This window comes from Desulfoprunum benzoelyticum, from assembly GCF_014201505.1.
In the GTDB taxonomy this organism is placed as follows: domain Bacteria; phylum Desulfobacterota; class Desulfobulbia; order Desulfobulbales; family Desulfocapsaceae; genus Desulfoprunum; species Desulfoprunum benzoelyticum.
Genome location: NZ_JACHEO010000004.1, coordinates 53,310 through 78,962 on the forward strand (window position 1 = coordinate 53,310; position 25,653 = coordinate 78,962).

17 protein-coding genes are annotated in these 25,653 nt (G+C 63.0%); 3 read left to right on the forward strand and 14 right to left on the reverse strand.

All coding sequences use genetic code 11. From position 1 onward, the window contains the following. Positions 1–3 precede the first annotated feature (3 nt). From HNQ81_RS05550 to HNQ81_RS05615, 14 genes are all read right to left on the reverse strand, one after another. Positions 4–3,231, reverse strand: a complete 3,228-nt coding sequence (locus tag HNQ81_RS05550) for an efflux RND transporter permease subunit (RefSeq protein ID WP_183349164.1) — start codon at positions 3,229–3,231, stop codon at positions 4–6. Between the two features lie 31 nt (positions 3,232–3,262). Next, positions 3,263–4,639 (reverse strand): efflux RND transporter periplasmic adaptor subunit, encoded by a 1,377-nt coding sequence (locus HNQ81_RS05555; protein ID WP_183349166.1) that lies wholly within the window; start codon positions 4,637–4,639, stop codon positions 3,263–3,265. A gap of 10 nt (positions 4,640–4,649) precedes the next feature. Next, positions 4,650–5,954, reverse strand: a complete 1,305-nt coding sequence (locus HNQ81_RS05560) for a TolC family protein (RefSeq protein ID WP_183349168.1) — start codon at positions 5,952–5,954, stop codon at positions 4,650–4,652. A gap of 218 nt (positions 5,955–6,172) precedes the next feature. After that, the gene (locus HNQ81_RS05565; protein WP_183349170.1) at positions 6,173–6,598 is read right to left on the reverse strand and encodes a phosphate-starvation-inducible PsiE family protein; all 426 of its coding nucleotides are present in this window, start codon (positions 6,596–6,598) and stop codon (positions 6,173–6,175) included. A gap of 47 nt (positions 6,599–6,645) precedes the next feature. Continuing rightward, positions 6,646–7,365, reverse strand: coding sequence for a DUF502 domain-containing protein (locus HNQ81_RS05570; protein WP_205240185.1), 720 nt, complete (start codon positions 7,363–7,365; stop codon positions 6,646–6,648). A gap of 108 nt (positions 7,366–7,473) precedes the next feature. Next, positions 7,474–9,132: a Na/Pi cotransporter family protein gene (locus HNQ81_RS05575; protein ID WP_183349172.1), complete on the reverse strand. Its 1,659-nt coding sequence runs from the start codon at positions 9,130–9,132 to the stop codon at positions 7,474–7,476. Further along, a complete protein-coding gene (locus HNQ81_RS05580) occupies positions 9,129–9,476 on the reverse strand; it encodes a Na+/H+ antiporter subunit G (protein WP_183349174.1) in 348 nt (115 codons plus the stop codon). The genes HNQ81_RS05575 and HNQ81_RS05580 overlap by 4 nt, the downstream gene beginning before the upstream one ends. A gap of 12 nt (positions 9,477–9,488) precedes the next feature. Beyond that, positions 9,489–9,758, reverse strand: a complete 270-nt coding sequence (locus HNQ81_RS05585) for a K+/H+ antiporter subunit F (RefSeq protein WP_183349176.1) — start codon at positions 9,756–9,758, stop codon at positions 9,489–9,491. After that, a complete protein-coding gene (locus HNQ81_RS05590) occupies positions 9,752–10,240 on the reverse strand; it encodes a Na+/H+ antiporter subunit E (RefSeq protein ID WP_183349178.1) in 489 nt (162 codons plus the stop codon). Before HNQ81_RS05590 ends, HNQ81_RS05585 begins: the two co-directional genes overlap by 7 nt. Beyond that, on the reverse strand, positions 10,237–11,733 hold the full coding sequence (locus HNQ81_RS05595; RefSeq protein WP_183349180.1) for a monovalent cation/H+ antiporter subunit D: 1,497 nt from the start codon (positions 11,731–11,733) through the stop codon (positions 10,237–10,239). The genes HNQ81_RS05590 and HNQ81_RS05595 overlap by 4 nt, the downstream gene beginning before the upstream one ends. Then, positions 11,730–12,059: a Na+/H+ antiporter subunit C gene (locus HNQ81_RS05600; protein WP_183349182.1), complete on the reverse strand. Its 330-nt coding sequence runs from the start codon at positions 12,057–12,059 to the stop codon at positions 11,730–11,732. The genes HNQ81_RS05595 and HNQ81_RS05600 overlap by 4 nt, the downstream gene beginning before the upstream one ends. After that, positions 12,059–14,860: a monovalent cation/H+ antiporter subunit A gene (locus HNQ81_RS05605; RefSeq protein WP_183349184.1), complete on the reverse strand. Its 2,802-nt coding sequence runs from the start codon at positions 14,858–14,860 to the stop codon at positions 12,059–12,061. The genes HNQ81_RS05600 and HNQ81_RS05605 overlap by 1 nt, the downstream gene beginning before the upstream one ends. Positions 14,861–14,994: 134 nt before the next feature. Further along, positions 14,995–17,688: a cation-transporting P-type ATPase gene (locus HNQ81_RS05610; RefSeq protein ID WP_183349186.1), complete on the reverse strand. Its 2,694-nt coding sequence runs from the start codon at positions 17,686–17,688 to the stop codon at positions 14,995–14,997. A 174-nt stretch (positions 17,689–17,862) separates the two neighbouring features. Next, the gene (locus HNQ81_RS05615) at positions 17,863–18,429 is read right to left on the reverse strand and encodes a CBS domain-containing protein (RefSeq protein WP_183349195.1); all 567 of its coding nucleotides are present in this window, start codon (positions 18,427–18,429) and stop codon (positions 17,863–17,865) included. A 354-nt stretch (positions 18,430–18,783) separates the two neighbouring features. Here HNQ81_RS05615 and HNQ81_RS05620 point away from each other — a divergent pair, with 354 nt between their 5' ends. The 3 genes from HNQ81_RS05620 (at position 18,784) to HNQ81_RS05630 (ending at position 25,576) form a co-directional block, all read left to right on the forward strand. Continuing rightward, positions 18,784–20,478 (forward strand): potassium channel family protein, encoded by a 1,695-nt coding sequence (locus HNQ81_RS05620; RefSeq protein ID WP_183349197.1) that lies wholly within the window; start codon positions 18,784–18,786, stop codon positions 20,476–20,478. Between the two features lie 536 nt (positions 20,479–21,014). Further along, positions 21,015–23,183: an HAD-IIB family hydrolase gene (locus tag HNQ81_RS05625; protein WP_205240184.1), complete on the forward strand. Its 2,169-nt coding sequence runs from the start codon at positions 21,015–21,017 to the stop codon at positions 23,181–23,183. After that, complete coding sequence (locus tag HNQ81_RS05630) at positions 23,180–25,576, forward strand: sucrose synthase (protein ID WP_183349199.1); 2,397 nt, start codon at positions 23,180–23,182, stop codon at positions 25,574–25,576. The genes HNQ81_RS05625 and HNQ81_RS05630 overlap by 4 nt, the downstream gene beginning before the upstream one ends. Positions 25,577–25,653 lie beyond the last annotated feature (77 nt).

Sequence of the window (25,653 nt, forward strand, 5' to 3'; positions counted from 1 at the left end):
TGTTCATTGTTCCTCGATCTCTCCGGAACTGGTCGGGGCCGAATCCTTCTGCAACTGCCGGCTGCGCCAGATAAAGAAGATCACCGGATAGACCAGCAGCTCCATGATGCCCGAGGTAACGACTCCGCCGACCATCGGCGCGGCGATCCGTTTCATGACATCGGCGCCGGTGCCGTGGCTCCACATGATCGGCAGCAGACCGGCGATGATGACGGCGATCGTCATGATCTTGGGGCGGATGCGCTTGACCGCTCCGTGGTGGATCGCCTGCGCCAGGTCGCCGTGAGTCAGCATCCTCCCCTTCTCCCGCCACTGCTTATGGGCCAGATCGAGGTAGAGCAGCATCACCACGCCGGTCTCGGCGTCGAGGCCGGCCAGGGCGATGATCCCGACCCAGACGGCGATCGAGGTGTTGTAGTCGAGCAGGTAGAGAAGCCAGAAGGCCCCGACCAGCGAGAACGGCACGGCGAGAAAGACGATCGCCGTCTTGACCAGGCTCTTGGTGCTGGTGAAGATGATGACGAAGATGATCAGCACCGTCAGCGGGATGATGACCAGCAGCCGGGCCCGGGCCTGCTCCATGTACTCGTACTGGCCGCTCCAGACGATGTTGTAGCCCTGGGGCAGTTTGACCTGCTGCGCCACTGCCTGACGGGCGTTTTTGACGTAGGTGCCGACATCGATGTCGACGATGTCGACGTAGACCCAGGCGGTCCGCCGCGAGTTCTCGGTCTTGATGCTGTCCGGATCGTTGCTGACCGATACCGTCGCCAGCTGCCCCAGGGGAATATGACGCCCGCCCCCTCCGGGCACCAGCACCCGTTGCAACGAGTCGATATCGCTGCGAAAATCGCGGTCATAGCGGAGATTGACGGTATAGCGCTCGAGACCCTCGACGGTCTCGGTGATCGCCATCCCGCCGACCGCGGTCTGAATGATCTCCTGGATGTCGCCGATGTTGATGCCGTAGCGGGCCGCCTGCAGCCGGTCGATGTCGATATCGAGATAGCGGCCGCCGACCACCCGCTCGGCGATGGCGGAGAGGGTCCCCGGCACCGTCCGCACCACCGCCTCGACCTCCTCGCCGAGCCGGCTCAGGGTCGCCAGATCGTCGCCCATGACCTTGATCCCGACCGGGGTCTTGATCCCGGTCGACAGCATGTCGATCCGGGTCTTGATCGGCATGGTCCAGGCGTTGGTCAGCCCCGGGAACTGGATGGCGCGGTTGAGCTCGTCGGTGAGCTGCTCGACCGTGATCGGCCGCTGTTCCGGCCACAACCGGCGCAGCGGTTTCTTGACAACCTCGAGACCGTCCGGCCAGTTTGAATAAAAGCGCATCGCCGCCACCGTCCGCCACTCGCTCTCGGGCCTCAACGTGATGGTCGTCTCGATCATCATCATCGGCGCCGGATCGGTGGCGGTCTCGGCCCGGCCGATCTTGCCGAAGACATGCTCCACCTCCGGGAACGAGCGGATGATCCGGTCGGTCTGCTGCAGGATTTCCTTGGCCTTCGTCACCGACAGCCCCGGCAGAGTCGTCGGCATGTAGAGGAGGTCACCCTCGTAGAGCGCCGGCATGAATTCCGAGCCCATCTGCGACAGCGGCCAGGCCATCGACAGCATCGCCGCCACGGCCGCCGCCAGGGTCAGCTTGCGCCAGCGCAGGACCAGATCGACCAGTGGATGGTAGATCCTGATCAGCAGGCGGTTGAGGGGGTTGGCGTGTTCCGGCCGGATCCGGCCGCGGATGAACCAGCCCATCAGCACCGGCACCAGGGTGATCGAGAGAAAGGCGGCGGCGCCCATCGCATAGGTTTTGGTGAAGGCCAGCGGCTTGAACAGCCGCCCCGCCTGTTCGGTCAAGGTGAAGACCGGCACGAACGAGACGGTGATCACCAAGAGGGAGTAGAACAGGGTCGGCCCGACCTCGACGGCGGCATCACGGATGATCTGCCAGTGCGGTTTTCTGCCGCGATCGCGCTCCAGGTGCTTGTGGGCGTTCTCGATCATGATGATGGCGGCGTCGATCATCGCCCCGATGGCGATGGCGATGCCGCCGAGGCTCATGATGTTGGCGTTGATCCCCTGGGCGTACATGACCATGAAGGCCATCAGGATGGCCACCGGCAGGGTGATGATCGCCACCAGGGCGCTCGGCAGGTGGAAGAGAAACAGCATGGTGACGAGGGCGACGACGATGCTCTCCTCGAGCAGTTTCTCCTTCAGGGTGGCGATGGCCCGCTGTATCAGGCCGGAACGGTCATAGGCGGTCCTGATCGTCACCCCTGGCGGCAGGCCGGCCTTCAGGCTTTCCAGCTTGTCCTTGACCCGCGCGATGGTGGCGAGGGCGTTTTCGCCGAAGCGCATGACGACGATGCCGCCGACCGCCTCGCCCTCGCCGTTCCACTCGGCCACCCCCCGCCGCATCTCCGGCCCGAGCCGGACCTCGGCCAGGTGTTTGACCAGCACCGGCGTCCCCTCCGTGGTGCTGGTCACCACGATGTTCCCCAGGTCTTGAAGGGAACGGATATAGCCGTGGCTGCGGACCACGAACTCGGTCTCGCCCATTTCGATGGCGCCGCCGCCGACGTCGAGGTTGGCCTTTTTGATCGCCGTCATCAGTTCGGTGAGCGGGATGTCGTAGGCCACCAGCTTGTTGGGATCGACCGCCACCTGGTACTGCTTGACGAAGCCGCCGAGGCTGGCGACCTCACTGACCCCCTCCACCGAGGTCAGTTCGTAGCGCAGGTACCAGTCCTGGATCGAGCGCAGCTCCTGGAGGTTGTGGCGATCGCTCTCGATGATGTATTCATAGATCCAGCCGACCCCGGTGGCATCGGGGCCGAGGACCGGCGTCACCCCCTGCGGCAGACGGCCCGAGACGTAGTTGAGGTACTCGAGGACCCGGGACCGGGCCCAGTACATGTCGGTGCCGTCCTCGAAGATGATATAGACGAAGCTGCTGCCGAAAAAGGAGTAGCCGCGCACGACCTTGGCCCCCGGCACCGCCAACATCTGGGTGGTCAGCGGGTAGGTGACCTGGTCCTCGACGACCTGCGGGGCCTGGCCCGGGTATTCGGTGAAGACGATCACCTGGACGTCGGAGAGGTCGGGGACCGCATCGACCGGGGTGTTCCTCAGCGCATAGATCCCGCCGATGACCAGGAACAGGGTCAGCAGGATGACCATGAAGGTGTTGCGCAGCGACCAGTCGATGATCTTTTCCAGCATGGCGGTCTCCGGGCCAGGGGTTGACAGCGGATTACTTGAACAGGTCGTCGAGGGATTGCGTCCCCTTGCCATCGGCCGGGGCGCCGGACGCCTTGCCGGTCTCGGCCGGCCGGCCCTCCACCCCTGGCGGCGCCGTCATCTTCTGCAGGGCCTCGCGCAGGGTGCTCTCGGAATCGAGCATGAACTGGGCCGAGACCACCACCGCCTCGCCCTCCTCGAGACCGGACAGGATCTGGATATAGCCATTGTCGTCGCTCAGCCCGCTGGTCACCGGCCGCGGCTCGAACCGGCCGTCGCCGCGAGCGACGAACACCGTCCGGCCCTTGCCGGAGCTGAGGACGGCGTTGACCGGGACGGCCAGGGCCCCGTCGACCGCCGCCGTATCGATGCTGACATTGGCATACATGTCGGGTTTGAGCTCCAGCCCGGGATTGGCCAGCTCGATCCGGGCCCGGGCGGTCCGGGTGTCGTTGTTGAGGTAGGGATAGATGTAGGCGATCTTCGCTTCGTAGGTCCGGCCGGCGGCAAAGGGCAGTTCGACCCTGACTCTCTGTCCGACCCTGACCCACGGCAGTTCGTGTTCGTAGATCTCGGCGTTGATCCAGACCGTGGAGATATCGGCGATCTGCAGCAGCTCTTCGCCGGCCATGACCCGCATCCCCTGAAGGGCCTTCTTCCCCGTCACGATCCCGCTGTGGGGGCTGAACAGGGTCAGGGTCTTGGTGATCCGGCCAGCCTGCTCGATCGCCTTGATCTGGCCGGGGCTGATATCCCAGTACTGCAGGCGGGTGCGGGCGGCCGCCAGGAGCCGCTCGGCACTCGCGGCGATGCCGGGGACGGGACTGCCGGCCAGCCTGCGGCGGTGGTCCAGGGCCAGCAGGTATTCCTGCTGCGCCGCCACCAGCTCGGGGCTGTAGATCGCCAGCAGCGGCTGGCCCTTTTTGACGGTCTGCCCTTCCTGGTTGACATAGAGCTTTTCGATCCAGCCCTCGATCTTGCTGTTGACCGAAAACTGCCGCCCCTCCGCATAGGTCAGCAGCCCGACGGTGCGGACCGTTTTGACCAGCTTGCGGCGGCTGACGGCCTCGGTTCGCACCCCCATGTTCTGGGCGGTCGTCGGGTCGATGCTGATGATGCCGGCGCCGCTTTCATCTTCAGTGACCGCGGCCCCGCCGGCGCCGGGTTTCAGCGGCACGAGGGCCATGCCGCAGATCGGGCAGTTGCCCGGCGCATCGCGGATGATGAACGGGTGCATGCTGCAGGTATACTGCTGCTTCTGCTCCACCGTTGCACCCTGGCCCGGCCCCGGTTGCTCATGGTCGTGCTGCCGCTGGACTCCGAGCTGATAGCCGCCGGTGGCGGCGACGATCACGACGACGATCAGTACTAAGATTTTCAGTATCTTCAATCGATCCCCCTCATTGTCCGTCTCGAGGCAGTGGCGTGCCGACCAGACCTTCGAGCACCGCCAGCTGCGTCCGGTGTTCCGCCACCGCGTCGTGGTATTCCCGTTCCAGGTTGAACAGGGCCATCCGGCTGTCGAGCACCGTCATGAAATCGGTTCTGCCGACCCGATAGGCGGCGAGGCTCACCTCGAGGGCGGCGGTCGCCTGGGGAATGAGCCCCTGGTCGTAGAGTTCGGCCAGGCGGCGATTGCGGTCGAGGGCGGCCAGACCATCGGCCACCCCCTGGCGGATCCGGTTGCGCAGGACCTCGCGCTCGGCCAGCACCATCCGGCCCTCGGCCCCGGCCTCGGCGACCATGGCACGCCGGCGGGCCCGCTGCACCGGCAGGTTGAAGGAGACCGACGCGGTGTACATGTCGTCGCCCTCGCTCCCCATTGCCTCTTCGAGCAGCATGTATTCCAGGGACAGGGTGAAATCGGGCAGAAACTCCTTGTCGGCCAGGGCCCGGCTGATATCGGCCTTGTCGACCTGGGCGGTCAGGGCCTTGAGGGCCGGCCGATGGGCGTCGGCCAGTTGCTCGAGTTCGGCCTGGGTCACCGCCACCGCCTTTATCGCCAGGAGCGGCGGCGCCGGCAGACTCGCTTCGACCGGGCGGTAGAGCAGACTGTTGAGGGCGGCGGCCAGCGAACGGCGCCTCTGCTGGAGATCGATACGCATCTCCTCCATCTTCGAGCGTTGCAGCTGGGCCTTGAGGACATCCTGCTGCAGTCCCTGGCCCACCCCGTACATCGTCTCGGAAAAACGCACCAGGTCGTCGAGGGCGGCAATGTTCTTCACCACCACGTCGAGCCCCCGATCGACCGCGTAGATGCGGTACCAGGTCTCCTTGACCATCCGCCGCAGCGCGATCCGCCGTTCCTCGACCTGCCAGCGTTCGACCTCGGCCGCACGCTCGGCCCCCTGCCGCTGCAGGCCGCGCTTGCCGAAGAAGGGCACGGTCTGGCTGAGGCCGATGACCGTGGCAGTGCCGGGATCGCGGTTCAGGTCGAGGGGATCGCGGACCAGGCCGTTCTGGAGCTGCAGCATCAGCATCGGATCGGGGAGGACTCCGGCCTGGGCGACCCGGTGAACGGCCATCCGCCACCGCTCTTCCGAGGCGTCGATCGCGGGATTGTTCGCCAGGGCTAACACAACCAGGCGCTCAAGATCGTCTTCATCCCCTGCCGTTGACGATTCAGCGGCAGCAGCAGGGAAGAAAAGCAGGCAAAGCAGCAGCGCGGAAAGAGAAAGGACAATGTCATATCTGGTCCGAGTCATGGCAGCCTCACGGTTTCTCGGGGTCATCCTCCCCTACGGGATATACCACATTGTAATACATGACTGACTGTTCCGCCGCTATTATTGCGAAGGACGAATGGAACCGGCAACCCCTGCCGAAACCGACGGCATCGGCAGGACAGGTCGACTGCCGTTATTTGATCAGAATGGAGAGGAAAAAAGGGATCTTCACAAGCGGGACGGAGTGGTGAAAAATCTCATTCGCCGTCTTCTCCGAACGTTCCGGAACGGCGCCTGATGAGATAATAGCCTCCTGCCAGGGCAATGATCACGGCGGCGATGCCCAGGAGGATGTCTCCGGTGAACTCCTGCTTGCCGAGGACGATGACTTTCCGGGAGATGGCAATCAGGGCGACGGCGATAACGATCGTCACGTGTTCGGTGCTCCTGTCGAGATATGTCCTGATGATGGTCTCGAGCAGTTCGATGCCGATCAGCACCAGCATGAACAGGCCGAAGATCTCGATCAGCTCGTCGATCTCGAGCAGAAACACCGGCGGCGTGACGATGTCCTTGACGATGATCCAGCCGAGTTCGATCGTCGCCAGCAACAGGACGATCGCCATCATCACCACCAGCGAGAAAATAAGGGCCTTCTCGAATTTTTTGATCAACTCTATCATCTCCCCTCCCTTCAGCGCACTCTCCGGCAAACAGCCGGGGCCGTCGGTCATCCCGGAATATCGGTCTTGCCGTCTTTTCCCCCTGCATCCTTGGAGGTGAAACGGATGCTGTCCGGGGCGTTGGTGCCGCCGGTCATGACAAAGTTCATCGCCTCCTCTATGCTCCAGTCGGTCTGGACGACTTCGCTCATCGGCACGATCTCGATATAGCCGGAGGTCGGGTTGGGCGAGGTCGGCACGTAGACCGCAGCCAGTTCACAGCCGCTGGCTTCGTCGCGGATGATCCTGGTGACGAAGCCGACGGCCTTCATTTCCGGAGTCGGGAAACTGATCAGGACGACGCGCTGACCGCTTACCGGCGGCTGGCGCAGGGTCTGGAGGAAGCGTTTGGTGGCGCCGTAGATCGTCTGCACCAGCGGCAGGCGGGCGAGGATGGCCTCGAACAGCTCGATCAGGCGGCGGCCGACGACAAAGGAGGCAAACAGGCCGATGCCATAAAACAGGGCCAGGGTCATGATGACCGCAACCAGTCGCTGGAAGGAGGTGTCGCGCAACCAGTCGGCCAGGGTCGCCGAGAAAGGCCCGACGATGCGGGCAGACCCCAGTAGCAGCGGCGTGCCGGCACCGGCCAGGATACCGAGCAGAAAATCGAAGACCAGCCAGGTCACCCACAGCGGGGCGACAGTGAAAAAGCCGATCAGGGTGTAGCGGGCGAAATGGGCGCCGTCGCGCCGATCATGGCCGGATCGTGTCATCGTTTTTGCCATCGTCTTGGATCCCTCAGGAATCTGCCGTGCCTGCCCGATTCCTTCCTCTATAGTGCCACACCCATTGACCGGAACAGTGGTACTTGTACCTGCATCGGCCGGGGCCGCTCATTCGGCCTTGACTTGGGCGGCAATCTGTTCCTGCCGCTCGCCTTTTTCCGCGCCTATCTCCGTTTTTTGCCAGCCCCGAGCCAGAAGTCTTCCCTTGATCAGCTGCTCGAGGGCGCGTCTGGTCGAGTAGAGGGCCTCCAGGACAATATCGAGGCCATCGACACTCAACTGCCGGTGGAGCGCCGTATCCAAAAGTCCTTTCCGAGCCTGTCGACTGATCCAGCGCAACTCGTCCAGACGTGTATCCGACGAAGTCGTCTGTTCGGCGGCAGGAGCCTCGCTGATACAGTCCCCGGCCAGCGCCAGGACCTGCTGCAGCGGTTGACCTGCCGCGGAATCTTCCAGCCTGCCCGCCTGTTTGACCAGGAGGCGCATGCTCGGTGCCAGCCGGGCGGCCTCCCGGAAGTGACGGGCGGCATACAGGGCATCGGCCATTTCACCGGCTGCCTGCTGGGTCATGGCATCGGCCCGCAGGCTGGCAACAAAACCGGCAATGGCCTCGGTAAGGGTATGTACGGCATCAGCCTGCTTCTCCAGATCCGGGGTCCTGGCAGCCCCGGAAAGGGCCGAGTGCAGAATGCCGGTGACGATGCCCAGCAGACGCTGCAGTTCCTCGTGCAGCGCCGCGACGGCCAGGGCCGGCGTCGCCGCCAGGGTCGAATCGAGATGACGCGGTCGACCGATATCCTCCTCCACGCTCTGGAACAATCGCTCCAGCAGTTTCGCCAGCAAACCGGTCAGCGGCAGCATCAGAAAGACCCCGAGAACGTTGAAAACGGTATGGAACAGGGCCAGTTTCGTCGCAGCGCCATTGTGCATACCGAGCATTTCGGCCAGTTCACCGATCAGCCACAGAAAAGCGGGGAGCAGCAACAGGGCGACAACGCCTGTAACCGCATTGAAGAAGATATGGCCAAGGGCCAGTCGCTTCGCGGCGGGAGTCGCCTTGAAGACGGCCACCGCTGCGGTGGAGGTCGTCCCCAGATTGGCGCCGATGACGGCTGCGCCCGCCATGTCGAGACCAATCACACCGCCGGCCGCGGCAGTGAGGATGATGGCGATGGCGGCGCTCGACGACTGGGTCAGCACAGTGGCGACGAAACCGACAAGCAGGAGGGCGAGCGGGCCACCGGCGATCGTCCCGCCGGCCACCTCGGCACTGTAGGTATGGGCCAGCTCGGCAAACGCCTCCTTGAGAATTGCCAGCCCGAGAAAAAACAGGCCGAAGCCGGCCAGGGCCTTGCCGAGACCCTTCCACCGACGGCGCGGAGCGATCAACCGGAGGATCACTCCCAGGGTGAGGATAGGCAGGGCAAACGATTCGATCTTGAAGCCGAATCCCAGAAGGCTGACCATCCAGGCGGTCATCGTCGTGCCGACGTTGGTGCCGAAGATCACCCCCAGCGCCTGGCGCAGGGTCAGCACCCCGGCGTTGACGAAGCCGAGGGTGGCCACCGTCACCGCGCTGGACGACTGTACCAGTCCGGTCACCAGGATGCCGGCGGCGACACCGCGCAGCGGCGTCGAGGTCCAGCGGCCCAGCAGCTGTTTGAGGCCGCTTCCGGCGAAGATTGTCAGGCCTTCGGTCATCATCAGCATCGCCAGCAGGAAAATGGCTAGACCGCCGAAGGCGTTGATAACGATCCCGCCGCTCATCGCTGATCCGTGCCGCCTTGCTGCGGTCCTGCTTCCCTCTCATCGACGACGGTCCCGGTGCCGCCGCGCAGATGGATCATGGTGCGGGCAATGAGGTGGGCGCTGACCGGCGCGGTGATCAGCAGGAAGAGGGCGACCAACAGCTCGTGGAGACTGAGGCCGCTGTCGAGGCTGCTGAAGTGGAGCATCGAGGCGATGAGGATGCCGCCGACCCCGAGAGTCGTGGCCTTGGTGGGACCGTGCAGGCGCATGAACAGATCGGGGAGCCGGGCCAGGCCGATGGAGCCGATCAGGGCGAAAAGGCCGCCGACGACCAGGAAAAAGGAGGTGAGCAGATCGAGCATGGCGGGTTCTCCCTATTCGATGATGTCGCCGCGCAGCAGGTACTTGCACAGGGCGACGGTGCTGACGAAACCCATCAGGGCGATGATCAGGGCCGCCTCGAAAAAGACGGTAAGGCCCTGGTAAATGCCGAAGAGGACGAGCAGGGCGACCGTGTTGATATACATGGTATCGAGCGCCAGGATGCGGTCCGGCAGGCTGGGACCACGGATCAGACGCCAGAAATTGAGGAGAAGGGCGACGGCGATGCAGACAAAGGCGATGATCACGGCAAGGTTCAGCATGCGAAGATCTCCTGCAGGGGCCGCTCGTAGCGGTGTTTTATCCGGGCGATGGTCTGCTCGACATCGTCGACGTCGAGGGCGTGGATCAACAGCGAGCGCCGGTCGAGACTGAGATCGGCCGAGACCGTGCCCGGCGTCAGGGATATGGTATTGGTCAGGACGACGATGGCGAAATCGTTGCCCAGATCAAGCGGCAGACGGATAAAGGCCGGCCGCAGCTTCCGGGTCGGATGAAGGATCAGGCGGGCCACAGTCAGGTTGGCGACGGTGATATCCCAGAGCAGCATCAGGATATAGGTCAGGATCCGCAGCGGCCGGCGCAGACGTGGCCGGTCGGGCCAGAAGCGCACCGTGAAGAGCGGCAGCGCCAGGGCGAGCAGGCCGCCGAGCAGGATCTGTCCCGGCGCCAGGGTGTTGCCGAGGAGCAGCCAGACCCCCCAGAGGCTCAGGCTGAACAGCGGTTGGGGCAGCCAGCGTTTCATCGGCCTGCCTCCCGGCCGAGCACGGCCTCAACGGTTTCCTGCGGTCGCAGCAGCTGGGTGGCGGTGGCCTCGGCATAACGGGTGAGCGGCGCGGCCCAGACCGTCAGCGCCACGGTCAGCGCCAGCAACAGCACGGTCGAGGTCAGAAGAGGCAAGGGAAGACCGGTCCCGGCGACTCCTTCGCCCTCCGTCCGCCAGAACAGGGAGCTGCCGGCCCGGCTCAGGGCCACGATGGCGGCGAGGCCGCCGACCAGCACCACGGTCCACAGCCAGGGAGCCTGCGGCGGCGGCACGGCCTGCAGCAGCAGCAGCTTGCCGAGAAACCCGCCCAGGGGCGGCATGCCGGCGACGGCAATGGCAGCGAGAAAGAAGAGGCCGCCGAGCAGGTTGCCGGGATTGACCGCCACCGCTTGCAGCTGATCGCCCACCGCCCCGCGCCGACCGGCAATCAGGGCGGCAAGCAGGAACAGGCCGGCCGTGATCAGGGTCGTATGGGGGAGATAGAAGAGGGCGGCGGTGAGGCCGGGGACAGTGAACAGCGAGATCCCGGCCAGCAGGGTCCCCACCGACACGACCACCAGATAGGCGATCAGCACCGTCAGGCGATGAGCGCCGAGGGCCCCGAGGGCCCCGAGGGCAATCGTCAGCAGGGCGACCGCCGGCAGCACTGCCGCCACATCGGCTCCAGGCCCGGTCACCGGCAGGATCAGGGTGAAGGTACGGAGAATGGCATAGACCCCGACCTTGGTCATGATCGCAAACAGTGCGGCCACCGGGGCAATGCCGGCGCTGTAGAGGGCCGGCAGCCAGAGATGGAGGGGCAGGACCGCCGCCTTGAGGGCGAAAACGGTCAGCAGCAGCAGGGCGGCCGCCCGCAGCAGGGGCGTCTGTTCCACCGCCGCAGTGGTCGTATAGATCGCCAGGTCGGCCATGTTCAAGGTGCCGGCGATCCCGTAGAGGGTGCCGATGGCGACGAGAAACAGACTCGAGCCGATCAGGTTGAGAACCACATAGTGCAGGCCGGCGCGAACCCGGTCGCGACCGCCGCCGTGGAGGGCCAGGCCGTAGGAGGCGATCAGCATGACCTCGAAAAAGACGAAGAGGTTGAACAGGTCGCCGGTCAGGAAGGCGCCGTTGATCCCGAAAAGCTGCAGGGGAAAGAGGACATGGAAATTCTCCCCGCGCCGGTCGTCGCCGGCGGTGGCGGCGACCAGGGCCGGCAGGGCCAGCAAGGCGGTGAGCACCAGGAGCATGGCGCTCAGGCGGTCGAGGACAAGGCTGATGCCAAACGGCGCCGGCCAGTTCCCCAGCTGGTAGAGAACGATCTCGCCGCTGTCGGCCCGGAGCAGGAGCAGGATTGCCACAGGCAGCAGGGCCGCGGTCGTCAGCAGGGACACCAGGCGCTGAGGGCCGGGACCGTGCCGAACCAGCAGCAGGTTGACCATCCCCGCCAGCAGCGGCAGGAGCAGGGGCGCCATGATCCAGTGGCTCATCGCTCTTCTCCCGCGCCATCGACGTGGTCGTTGCCGAGCTCGCCGCGGGCCCGCAGGGACAGGGCGACGACAAAGGCGGTCATACCGAAACCGATGACGATGGCGGTCAGCACCAGGGCCTGGGGCAGCGGGTCGGCGGTGGCGGCAGCACCGCCCGCCAGCGGTGGAGCGCCGGTCACCAGACGACCGGTGAAGAACAGGAAGAGATTGACGCCGTAGGACAGCAGGGCCAGGCCGATCGCCACCGGGAAGGTGCGGGCCCGCAGGACGAGGTAGGCACCACAGGCAAAGAGGACGGCAACGACCAGGGAGGCGAGCATTTCCATCAGTTGCACCTCCCGGTTTCAACGCAGCGCCGGCTCAGCAGGGCGAGAGTGGCGAGGATCAGCATCACCACCCCGACGACCGTCAGATAGACGCCGAGGTCAAAGAGCATCGCCGTGGCCAGTTCGATCTCGCCAATCAGCGGCAGATCGTAATGGCCGAAGGCGGAGGTCAGGAAGGGCCGGTCAAAGAGCCAGCTGCCGAGGCCGGTGGCGGCGGCAAGCAGGACGCCCCAGGCGATGACCTTATGAAAATGCTGATGCCATTGCATCTGGGTCCAGGTAATACCGCTGGCCATGTACTGCAGGATCAGGGCGATGGCGGTAATCAGCCCGGCAATGAAACCGCCGCCGGGGGCGTTGTGGCCGCGGAGAAAGAAATAGATCGCCACCATCAGGGCCAGCGGCAGCAGGAAGCGGGTGATCTGGGCCAGGACCAGGGAATGACGCTCGAAGGCCCAGCGCGGTCGCACGCCGTACAGGGTGCCGGGAGCCAGGCAGAGCCGGTCAAGCAGGGCGTAGATGGCGATGGCGGCGATCGCCAGCACGGTGATCTCACCGAGGGTGTCGAAACCGCGGAAATCGACGAGGATGACATTGACCACATTGGCCCCGCCGCCGCCCGGCAGGCTGTTGGCCAGGTAATAGTCGGCGATCGTGGTGGCGGGCCGGGTGAGGATCGCCCAGGTCACCAGGCCGCAGCCACCGCCGACGGCCAGGGCCAGCAGCAGGTCGCGGCCGCGGCGCCAGCCCGGCGATTCCGGCCGGTCCTGCTGGGGCAGGAAGTAGAGGGCCAGCAGCAGCAGCATGATCGTGACGACCTCCACCGCCAGCTGGGTCAGGGCCAGATCGGGGGCGGAGAAACGGACGAAGGTCAGAACCGCCAGCAGGCCGACGACGCTGAGGACGATCAGGGCGATCAGCCGCTGCCGGTGAAAGAATACGGTCGCCAGGGCCGCCGCCATCATCAGCAGCGCCCCGAGCAGGGTGACGGGATCAACGGCGGAGATCGGCAGATCTCCGGCGAGAGCCGAATCGCCGCTTGCCAGCGGCAGGAGGACCGCCAGACCGGCAGCCAGCAGCAACAGGGCGACCGAGCGCTGGAGGGAACCATTGTCGATGGCCTCCGTCGCCATCCGCGCCCCGTCGATCAGGCGATGAACGACCCGCCGGTAAAGGAGATGGGCCTCGATCCCCCAGAACAGCCGGTCATGCAGGGCAAAGAGGGCATGGCGGCGGCTGTAGAGAAGGATGCCGCCGAACATCGCCACCAGGCTCATGATGAAGGGGGCGTTGAAACCGTGCCAGACCGCCAGGTTGTAGGCCGGCAATGGCCCGTTGAGCACGGCGGCCGAGGCCAGGGCCAGGAAAGGGGCGACCGTGAGGGTGGGAAAGACCCCGACGATCAGGCACTGGCCGACCAGGACCGCCACCGGCAGGATCATGTAGCGGGGCGCCTCGTGCGGCGGGTACTTCGGCAGGTTGACCGGCTCGCCGTTGAAGAAGACATCGTGGATGAAACGGGCCGAGTAGGCGACGGCCAGGATGCCGGCCCCGGTCGCCGCCACCGGCAGGAACCAGGAAAAGGAGCCGAGAACGGCAAGGTGAAAGGTCTCGGCGAAGAACATCTCCTTGGACATGAAGCCGTTGAGCAACGGTACCCCGGCCATCGCCGCGGCGGCGACCATCGCCAGCGTGCCGGAGATCGGCATGTACTTCCACAGGCCGTTGATCCGGCGCATGTCGCGGGTGCCGGTCTCGTGGTCGATGATGCCGGCGGCCATGAACAACGAGGCCTTGAAGGTGGCGTGATTGATGATGTGGAAGACCGCGGCCACCGCCGCCAGCGGGGTGTCGATCCCGAACAGCAGGACGATCAGGCCGAGATGACTGATGGTCGAATAGGCCAGCAGCCCCTTGAGGTCATGTTTGAACAGGGCGGAATAGGCCCCATACACCAGAGTCAAGAGGCCGGTGCCGCCGACCAGGAAAAACCAGGGATCGGTGCCGGACAGGGCCGGGAAGAGCCGGGCCAGCAGGAAGACCCCGGCCTTGACCATGGTGGCGGAATGGAGATAGGCGCTGACCGGAGTCGGCGCCGCCATCGCCTGGGGGAGCCAGAAATGAAACGGAAACTGGGCCGATTTGGTGAAGGCGCCGAGGAGGATCAGCAGCAGGGTCGGGACATAGAGGGGATGGGCGCGGATGATGTCGCCCATGCCGAGAATGGTCGAGATCTGGTAGCTGCCGGTGATCCGGCCGAGCAGCAGGAAGCCGGCGAGCAGCGCCAGCCCGCCGGCGCCGGTGACCGCCAGCGCCATCTTTGCCCCCTGTCGGGCCTCGACGCTGCGATGGCGGAAGCCGATCAGCAGGAATGAACTGAGGGAGGTCAATTCCCAGAAAACCAGGAGCTGCAGCAGGTGATCGGACAGGACAATACCGACCATGGCCCCCATGAACAGCAGCAGCAAGGCGAAAAAACGGCCGGGAGAATCATCCTCCGCCAGATAGTAGTTGGCATAGAGGATGATCAACAGGCCGATGCCCAGGATCAGCAGGATGAACAGGCCGGCGAGGCCATCCATCCGCAGGATGAGGTCAACACCGGCCTGCGGCAGCCATGCCCGACCCACCGTCATCGGCGCCCCGGCAAAGGCGGCCAGCAACGGCTCCAGCGCCAGCAGCAGGGCCAGCACCGGGACGATGGCCGCCGTCCAGGCCGCCGCCTCGCGGCCCAGTCGCCCGGCAAGCGGCGGCAGCAGGGCGCCGGCAAAGGGAAGGAGAACAATGAACAGCAGATTCATGGCCTGGTTAACCCATCACGAAGAGTCATGTATTCACAGCACCCAATAAAGGCGGGGCTCCTTTCCGGGAACAGAGAAAACGGCATATTCCTGCACAGGAATACCCATTTCCCCGGGATATTACAATAATCGCCTCATGTCCTGCGGGACAACAGAGCCTTCTCCGCTTCCACAGCCAGAAAGACGGAAAGGCCAATACCGAGAGGGACCGGCCAATAACGGAGCGACTGAGAGGCCGAGCCGAACCAGGAATGCATGAAGGGCGCATAGACGAAGACCATCTGGAGCATCGTCAACACGCCGGCCATCAGCCATGCCACCCGATTGGCGAAGAGCCGCGAAAATCCCAGACTTGATTCGTGCAGGAAACGGCTATTAAACAGGTAAAACAGTTGCCCGAACACCAGGGTGTTGACGGCCAGGGTGCGTGCCGCCGGCAAATCCATACCAAGACGTCGCTGGACGATAAAGACGGCGATCGTGGCCAGGCCAATCATGGTTGAAACAAAAGCAATGCGCCACAGGAACAAAGCGTCCAGTATGGGGGCATCCGTTTTTCGCGGCGGTCGGGACATCAGTCCGGGCTCCGAAGGCTCAAAGGCCAGGGCCAGAGCCAGGGTTACAGCGGTAACCATATTCACCCAGAGGATCTGCACCGGTGTCAGAGGCAATTCCAGGCCGAATACCACCGCCACGAGAACCACCAGGCCTTCGGCGCCATTGGTCGGCAGGATAAAGACAACGGCTTTGCGCAGATTGTCGTAGATCGTCCGGCCTTCCTGCACGGCCCGCTCAATGGTGGCAAAATTATCGTCGCTCAGGACGATGTCGGCCGCCCCCTTGGTCGCCTCGGTACCTTTGATGCCCATGGCGATCCCAACGTCCGCCTGTTTCAGCGCCGGCGCGTCATTGACCCCGTCGCCGGTCATGGCGACCACCTCCCCTCTGGCCTGCAGCGCCTGAACAAGCCGCAGTTTATGGCCGGGCGATGTCCGGGCAAAGATGTCGCTCTCACCCGCCATCCGTCCCAATTCCTCATCGGAGGCCGCCTCGATGGCGTCTCCGGTGACTGCCTCCCGGCCGCTGCCGATTCCCATGTCCTGACCGATGGCGGCGGCAGTGCCGGCATGGTCGCCGGTAATCATGATGACCCGGATGCCGGCCTGTCGGCAGGTCTTGATGGCGGCGATGGCCTCGGGCCGCGGCGGGTCGATGATCCCGACCAGCCCGGCAAATACCATTTCGCGGTCAAGATCCTCCATCGCCAACTCGTCTTTCTCCTCCTCGACCTCCCGGATCGCCGCGGCAAGAACACGCAGCCCCCTGGCGCCCAGGGCATCGACCTGCTCTTCCCAGAACGACCGATCGAGCGGCTCCTCCCGGCCATTTTTGCCCGCCTGGCGTGCACAACGGTCAAGCAACCGGTCCGGCGCCCCCTTCATCAGAATGCGGGTGCCCTTGCCGGAACTGCGGGTCAGGGTGGCCATGAACTTATTTTCCGACTCGAAGGGAATAACGGCCAGGCGCTGGTACCCTTTGTCCGAAAAACCCGCTTTTTTCGCCAATGTCTTCAAGGCACCCTCGGTGGGTTCGCCGATGACCCGCCACTGGCCGTTGTCCTCGACAATGGCCGAGTCGTTGCAGACGGCAAAAATCTCCACCAGCCGTCGCAGATCCTCATGGTCGGCGATTGTTACCTGCCGTCCTTCCCGGTGAATGCCGCCCCGGGGGGCGTAGCCGCTTCCCTCCGCGTCATATCGGCCATCCCCGGTCACCAGATGGACCACGGTCATTTCGTTGCGCGTCAGCGTCCCGGTCTTGTCGGAGCAGATCACCGTCACCGAGCCGAGGGTCTCGACGGCATTGAGTTTGCGGGTGATTGCCTTACGGCGGGCCATCCGCTGCACTCCGATCGCCAGAGTTATCGTCAGGATCGCCGGCAGACCTTCCGGAATCGCCGCCACGGCAAAACCGATGGCGGCAATGAACAACTCGTCCAGGGAAAAATCGTGCAGAACCCAACCGGTCAGAAACATCAGGGCGGCCATCCCGACAATCACAATGGAAAGTGTCCGGCCGAACTTATCCATCTGCCGGGTGAGAGGGGTTGCCAGGGTCTGCACCTCTGAGATCATCCTGTCGATCTTGCCCAGTTCCGTCTGTGCCCCGGTGGCAACCACAACCCCCGTGCCCCGGCCGGCGGCGACCAGGGTGCCGGAGAAGGCCATGCACGACCGGTCGCCGACACCGGCATCGTCCCTCACCGCCTCGGTGTTTTTCGCCGTCGGCATAGACTCCCCGGTCAGGGCCGATTCCTCGATGCGGAGGTTGATCGCCTCCATGAGGCGCAGATCGGCGGGCACACGATCCCCGGAGCGCAGGCGGACGATATCCCCCGGCACCAGCTGTTCGGCGTCGGTCTCCCGCCATTCTCCGTCACGCAGGGCATGAGCCTGCAACGAGAGCATCTTGCGGAGTCCTTCCAGGGCCTGTTCGGCTTTGCCTTCCTGGATGAAACCGATAATCGCATTGATGACCACGACCCCGAGTATCACACCGGTGTCCACCCAGTGGCCGAGGACGGCGGTGACCGCTCCGGCTGCAATGAGGATATAAATGAGGGTGTCGTGAAAGTGCTTGAAAAATCGTTTCAACTGTCCTTCTTTCGGGGGCTCCGGCAGCCTGTTGGGCCCCAGACGTTCAAGCCGCCTGGCCGCCGCATCCGAGGACAGACCATCACGATCGCTGCGGAGATCCGCCAGAATCGCATCGATCGGCAATGCATGCGGCTTGGATACATTCCGAAACTCTTCATTTTTATTATTCATATCGGTCAGCTTGATTCTATTTCCCGGTTGAGGGCCAGATCGGGATCAAGACAGAAATCGGAAGAGAGACCACCGGGGGACGGCAGACCGCTCCCGACGGTAAAAGCGCCGTGTATCAATGCGGCGCCTGAACTCATCGACCGGACTCGGAACTTGTTCGAACCGGACCGGCGCCTATTTGGGTACCGTGTCGATATGGCATTCCTTCATGGTTTTCGAAACCTCCTGGTAGACATCGGAAAACCGCAGCAGCCCGACGATCTGATCGCCGTCAACGACAAACAGCGAGTCATGGCGATTCATCACGAACAGGTGGAAGCACTTGGCCATGAGGTCATCAACCGCCACGGTCTGTCCTTCGGATGGGCCCTTGAGGAAATCTTTGACCTGAACCTGCGCCGCTTTGCGGCACAGGTCGTGGAAAGGATTTCCCCAGAGATTGTAGTCCTCCTGGATGGTTTTCCAGATATTGGTGAACCCGAAGCGGGAGAGGGTGTTCTCGGCAACGATCCGGCTGTAGTTGGTCTCCAGTCCGCGCAGCAGATCGATGGGGCTGAGTTTGCCGATGATCCTGTGATCATCGTCCTCCACCAGAAGGATTCTTTGCCTGGCCTCCCCGGTCATGTATTTTTGCTGAGCGGCCTCCAGGGCTCTGACCGCCTCATAAAAACTCGTACGGTAGGAAATCTTCGGAAACCTGTCAACCGGAACCATAAGGTCGCGCACATGCATCTTTTCCATTTCCTTCGTCTCCTCGTTGAAGATCATTCTTCATATGTATCGGTACATATCTTACCACGACAGGCACCGGCAATGACGACAATAGCCTTGACGGTGCGCCCGATTGCATGAATACTTGCCATAGCCTGTGCATCTCGAGCCGATTGCAGCGGATTATCCCTGCAGCTTGAATTTGGCATTGAGAAGAGTATTCTTCATATTATGACGACAGAATTCAAATTTCCACCATACGCCGCTGAAATCAATGTGCTGGCAGCAATTAATCGAAAGCCTCTTCTCATTCATTCCTTTGCCCAAGCATCCCAGCCTGCCCGAATCCTTCCGCCAAGCGGCTCATGACGAGACCATGCGACCATGAAATATCTCCCGTCCCAGATCATCTATCTGATGCAGAACCGGCGGACCCGGCGCAATATCCGCACCCTGTTCGAATTCCTCTTCCTGCTCGGCCTGTTCATCGTGGCGTACAGCCTTCTCTTTCATGTCATCATGAACATCGAAGGCCGTTACTACTCGATCATCACCGGCTTCTACTGGACCCTGACGGTCATGTCGACCCTGGGATTCGGCGATATCACCTTCGAGAGCGACATCGGCAAGATCTTCTCCATCATCGTTCTCCTCTCCGGCATCGTCTTCCTGCTGATCATGCTGCCCTTCACCTTCATCCAGTTCTTCTATGCCCCCTGGCTCGAGGCCCAGTCCAAATCCCGGGCTCCCCGGCAGTTGCCGGAGAATTTCGCCAACCATGTCATCATCACCGGCTACGACCCGATCACCATCGCCCTCATCGGCCGCCTCCGTCAGTACGGGCACGACTACGTCATCCTCATTCCGGAGGTGCAGCAGGCCCTCGACCTGGTGGACCAGGGCCTGCAGGTCCTCGTCGGCGAACTGGACGACCCTGACACCTACCTCCGCGCCCGCGTCAATGAGGCGGCGCTGGTGGTGGCGGTCAACGACGATATGAAAAACACCAGCATCACCTTCATCGTCCGCAGCATCGCCCCGAACGTACCAATCGCCGCCAACGCCGACCTCGACGACTCCATCGATATCCTGGCCCTGGCCGGCTGCAGCCACGTCTTCCAGTTCATGAACATGCTCGGCCAGTCCCTGGCCCGGCGCACTCTCGGTCGGCGGACACTCGCCAATATCACCTACCGCTATGAGGACCTGGTCATCGCCGCGGCCCCGGCGATGCGCACCCGGCTGGTGGGCAGGACCATCAGGGAACTGAGCCTGCGCCAGAAACTCGGGGTCAACGTCGTCGGCCTGTGGAATCGCGGCCAATTCAGCCTGCCCAGGCCGGAGACCCGCATCGAATCGAGCACCGTCCTGGTCTTCGCCGGTTCCGAGGAACAGCTGGCGGCCTATGACAATTACGTCGAAGAGACGCATCCCGTCAACGCCCCGGTCCTGATCCTCGGCGGCGGTCGGGTCGGCAAGGCGGCGGCCATCGCCCTCCAGGAGGAAGGAATCGCCTACCGCATCATCGACAAGAACCCCCGGATCATCGAAGGCGTCGACAACACCATCGTCGGCAGCGCCGCCGATCACGGAGTCCTGGGCAGGGCCGGCATCGCCGATGCCCCCTCGGTGTTCATCACGACCCACAGTGACGAGATGAACATCTACCTGACGATCTACTGCCGGCGCCTGCGGCCCGACATCCAGATCATCTGCCGCTCCAACCTCGACCGCAACATCAACATCCTCCACGCCGCCGGCGCCGACCTGGTCATGTCCCATGCGTCGATGGCGGCCAACACCATCATCAATCTCCTCTCCCCCGGCAAGGTGCTGATGCTGACCGAGGGGTTGAATATTTTCCGTCACAAGGTCCATCTCCACCTTGTCGGAAAAACCCTCATCGACAGCGGCATTCGCGAGAACACCGGCTGCAGTGTCATTGCCGTCCGGCGTCAGGAACGCATGCTGATCAACCCCGACCCGAACGAACCGTTGCAGACCGACGATGAGATGATCATGATCGGCACCGCCGAATCGGAAAAAACCTTCACGACCATGTACCCGGAAAAGAGCTAGAAAACCGGAAACGACCGGCAAGGGGGCTGAATACAGGCGAAAAGTCGCCCCCTCGACCGCTTGCCATATTCAATAATTTTGAATATTTAATGTTTGATTTTTCCACCCTCCGGGATCAGCCGGACCTCTCCTTGCCGAGACATATACTTGTTATTACAATTGATATTTGATATATTGCAGCATCGTCTTGCAATTATGCAATTTTTATAATAAATTAGTTTGATAATCAACCTGTTGTCTCAAGCGCAGGCTGAGTTTTTTCTCTGACACGACAATCCTGCATGCCCGGCGAGAACACCCCTGGCATGCAGTTTTTGCATACCCGCGCATCGTCCGGCACCACAACCGGTAACGGGTGTCCGGCCGTTGCCGGCTATCCGCCTCGGCGTCCGTCACACTCAACTGCCATACAGCGAACAGGCAGTCCATGATTCCGGTCGTCCCGCCGTCCCGCAGCACTGGCCAGTCGCCCCATCACCAGCGGTATTCCCATTGCGGACGATCCGGCGTTATGGACCTGCACAATGGAGGTCACTATGGACAAGCCACCCCTGCATATTTTGATGCTGAGCATCCATGGCCTCGTCCGAGGCCACGACCTGGAGCTTGGCCGGGACGCCGATACCGGCGGCCAGGTCACCTACGTCGTCGAACTGGCCCGAGCCCTCGGCCGCAACCCGAATGTCGAGTGGGTCGATCTGCTGACCCGGCTGATCGACGATCGGGAGGTCTCGTCCGATTATGCCCAGCCTGAAGAAAAGCTGGGGCCGAGGGCACGGATCGTGCGTCTGCCATTCGGTCCGAAACGCTACCTGCGCAAGGAAGTTCTGTGGAAGCACCTCGATCACCTGGTCGACCGCTGTCTGCACCACCTCCGTTCCCAGGAGAAGCTGCCGGACGTCATCCACTCCCATTATGCCGATGCCGGCTACGTCGGCACGCAGCTGTCACGGCTGCTCGGCATCCCCCAGATCCATACCGGCCATTCGCTTGGCCGCGGCAAACTGCAGCGGCTGCTTCAGTCGGGGAGAAAGAAGAGTTCGCTGGAACGTCAGTTCAACTTTGCCCAGCGTCTTGCCGCCGAGGAGGAGGTGCTCAGCCATGCCTCGCTGATCGTCGCCAGCACCCGCCAGGAGATTGTCACCCAGTATGGCGATTATATCAATTTCGATGCCAAACGGGCCAGCGTCATTCCCCCCGGCACCGACACCACGCGGTTTTCAGCGCCGGGTCGGCGACCGATCTCCGAAACGGTCTGCCGGATGGTCGACCGTTTCCTTGATATCCCGGAAAAACCCTGTATCCTCGCGATCTGCAGACCGGAAACGAAAAAAAATCTGCACCGCCTGCTCACCGCCTATGGCGAGGACGCGGATCTGCAGGAGATGGCCAATCTGGTGATCATCGCCGGCAACCGCGACGATATCCAGACCATGGAGGCCGCCCAGCAGCAGGTGCTGGCGGATCTGTTGCTGGCGATCGACCGCTACGACCTGTGGGGCAAGGTCGCCATACCCAAACACCATCGAATGGAGGACATCCCCGACCTCTATCGCCTCGCCGCCAGACGGCGCGGGGTATTCGTCAACCCGGCCCTCACCGAGCCCTTCGGCCTCACCCTGATCGAGGCCGCAGCCAGCGGTCTGCCGATCGTCGCCACCGAAGACGGCGGTCCTATCGACATCATCGGCAACTGCCGCAACGGTCTGCTGATCGATCCCCTGAAGCCCGAGGGCATCGCCCTCGCCCTGAAAACGGTCCTCAGCGACCGCAAGGCCTGGAGAACCTGGGCCCGCAGCGGTATTCTCGGCGTCAAACGGCACTATACCTGGGCCGGACATGTCGCCCAGTACCTCAATGCTGTCCGGCGGGTGCTGCGCAAGGATCGCAAGCGGTTCCGCCGCCAGCTGGCGACCTTCGCCCATGACCGCCGGTCGGCACTGCCGCTGGCCAGACAGGCGCTGATCAGCGATATCGACAACACCCTGATCGGCGATCAGGAGGGCCTGGAGCAACTGATCGAGTGGCTGCAGGTCCGTGCGGGACGGGTCGCCTTCGGGGTCGCGACCGGGCGCAGCCTGGCCGGCACGGTCCGAACGTTGCGCGACTGGCGGGTGCCGATGCCGGATGTGGTGATCACCTCGGTCGGCACGGAGATCGCCTATGGACCCGACCTCCGTGCCGATCCCGGCTGGGCCAAACTCATTCGCCACCAGTGGCGACGCGACGCCCTGGCCGAAGCGATGACCGCCATCCCCGGCATTACCTTGCAGCAGAAGGAGAACCAGCGTCAGTTCAAGATCAGTTACAATGTCATCCCCGAGCTGATGCCGCCCATAGACCAGGTCGGCGCCTATCTCCAGCGCCTCAACCTGCGCGCCAACCTGATCTACTCGCACCAGGCCTATCTCGATATCCTGCCGGTGCGCGCCTCAAAGGGGCAGGCCATCCGCTACCTCGCCTACAAGTGGGGCCTGCCGCTCAACTCCTTTCTCGTCGCCGGCGACTCCGGCAACGACATAGAGATGATGCTCGGCGACACCCTCGGGGTCATCGTCGGCAACCACAGCCCCGAGATCAGATCGCTCAAGGGGCGACATCAGGTCTATTTCGCCTCCGATCACTATGCGCGGGGGATTCTCGAAGGAATCGCCCATTATCAATTCGGCGGTTCCAGCCATCCACAAAGGTTTCTGACGTCATGATCGAAGAACTGATCCAATTCACACGAGAGAACCGAGATTCCGTCTATACTTTTCTGCGGCGGTGCTTCGGCTGCAACCGCCTGTTCCTCCTTCCTTCCGACCTGCGTCAGGAATTCCGGCAGATGGGCGACGAGAGCGATCGCAACCTGCCCGACTCCTGCCTCCAGACCTTTGTCTTCCATCTCCAGGAAGGGGTCTTCAACCAGCCCTGGGCCTATTTTTCGGTGCGAGGGCGGATCGCCGAGTGGCGCTTTGTGCGGATGCATATCGAACATGTGGTGCCTGAGGAGATAGACATCAGCGAATTTCTGCGCTTCAAGGAGGCTCAGGTCCTCCCCGCTGATGATGGACATCCTGTGCTCGAAATCGATTTCGGTCCCTTCGGCAGAGACTTCCCCCGGTTGAAGGAGGCCAGAACGATCGGCCAGGGGGTGATGTTTCTTAATCGTCAGCTCTCGAGCACGCTGTTTCAAAGAGTTCACGAAGGAGAGGTGCGCCTGCTGAATTTTCTCAAGGTCCATTCCATCGACGGCAAAACGCTGATGATTCACGGCGATTTCAATTCGGTGACGGCCCTGCGGGAAGGCCTGCGCAAGGCACTGGGGTGGGTTGACAAACTCGACGGCCAGACCCCTCTCGAAAAGTTTGCCGATGCCCTCTCGCGAATGGGGTTTTCCCCCGGTTGGGGCGATTGCGCCGAACGGGTGGCCGAGACGATGAACCTCCTTCTCGATCTGCTCGAAGCGCCATCGCCGGGAAACCTCGAGGCCTTCCTGGCCCGCATCCCGATGATCTCACGGCTGCTGGTAGTCTCGCCGCACGGCTATTTCGGCCAGCACAATGTCCTCGGCCTGCCGGACACCGGCGGTCAGGTCGTCTATATCCTCGACCAGGTGCGGGCACTGGAACATGAGATGCGGGAACGGCTGGCCCGGCAGGGTGTCATCGTCGAACCGAAGATCCTCATCCTCACCCGCCTCATCCCGGACGCCGAGGGCACGACCTGCGGCCAGCGCCTCGAAAAGGTCAACGGCTGCAGCAACACCTGGATTCTCCGGGTACCGTTCCACAAGGAAAACGGCGAGATCATCCGCCACTGGATCTCCCGTTTCGAAATCTGGCCGTATCTCGAAGACTTCGCCGGACATGCCGAACGGGAGGCCCTGGCGGAACTGGGCGGTCGGCCCGACCTGATCATCGGCAACTATTCCGACGGCAACCTGGTCGCCTCCCTGCTCAGCCAGCGCCTCGGCATCACCCAGTGCAATATCGCCCATGCCCTCGAAAAAACGAAGTATCTTCACTCCGACCTGTACTGGCATGAAAACGACGACCAGTACCATTTTTCCTGTCAGTACACCGCCGATCTGATCGCGATGAACACCGCCGACTTCATCATCACCAGCACCTACCAGGAGATCGTCGGCACCGCGGACTCGATCGGCCAATACGAGAGCTATCGTTCCTTCACCATGCCCGGGCTGTTCCGGGTGATCGACGGCATCAACCTCTTCGATCCGAAATTCAACATCGTCTCGCCGGGCGCCAATGCCGGGGTCTATTTTTCCCACAGCGAAGAGGATCGGCGGTTGAGTTCTCTCCATCCGGAGATCGAAGAGCTGTTGTTCGGCGGTCCCCACCCCTGCGCCCGCGGGGTCCTGGTGAAGAGGGAGAAACCGGTGATCTTTTCCATGGCCCGCCTCGACCGGATCAAGAACCTCACCGGCCTGGTCGACTGGTACGGCCGCTCCGAGCGGCTGCGCGGGCTCGCCAACCTGGTGGTGATCGGCGGCTATATGACCGCCGAGGAGTCGCGCGACCACGAGGAGCAGGAACAGATCCGGCTCATGCACGAACTGATCGACCGGCACCAGCTCGACGGTCAAATCCGCTGGCTGGGACTGCATATGGAAAAAAACTTGTCCGGCGAAATGTACCGCTACATCGCCGACCTGCGTGGAATTTTCGTTCAGCCTGCCCTGTTCGAGGCCTTCGGCCTGACAATCATCGAGGCGATGTCCTCGGGACTGCCGACTTTTGCGACCAGATACGGCGGCCCGCTGGAGATCATCCGCCATAACGTCTCCGGTTTCCATATCGATCCCAACGACGGTGATTCCTGTGCGGCGCAGATTGCCGATTTCCTCGAAACCTGCGATGCCGATCCGCAGGAGTGGCAACGACTGTCGCTCGGGGCGCTGGCCCGGGTCAAGACCCATTACACCTGGAAGCAGTACGCGGAACGGATGATGACACTGTCCCGGATCTACGGATTCTGGAAATATATGAGCAATCTGGAAAGAGAGGAGACCGCCCGCTACCTGCACATGTTCTACCAGCTGCAGTACCGCCCCCTCGCCGAGGCGGTGCGCCGGGGAGCGACGCATCAGTGAGCGATCTCGTGCAGTTAAGCGGCCGGCCCGCTTCGGGACGGTCCGCTTGAACTGCAGGTTAGAAACCGGTGGGGTAC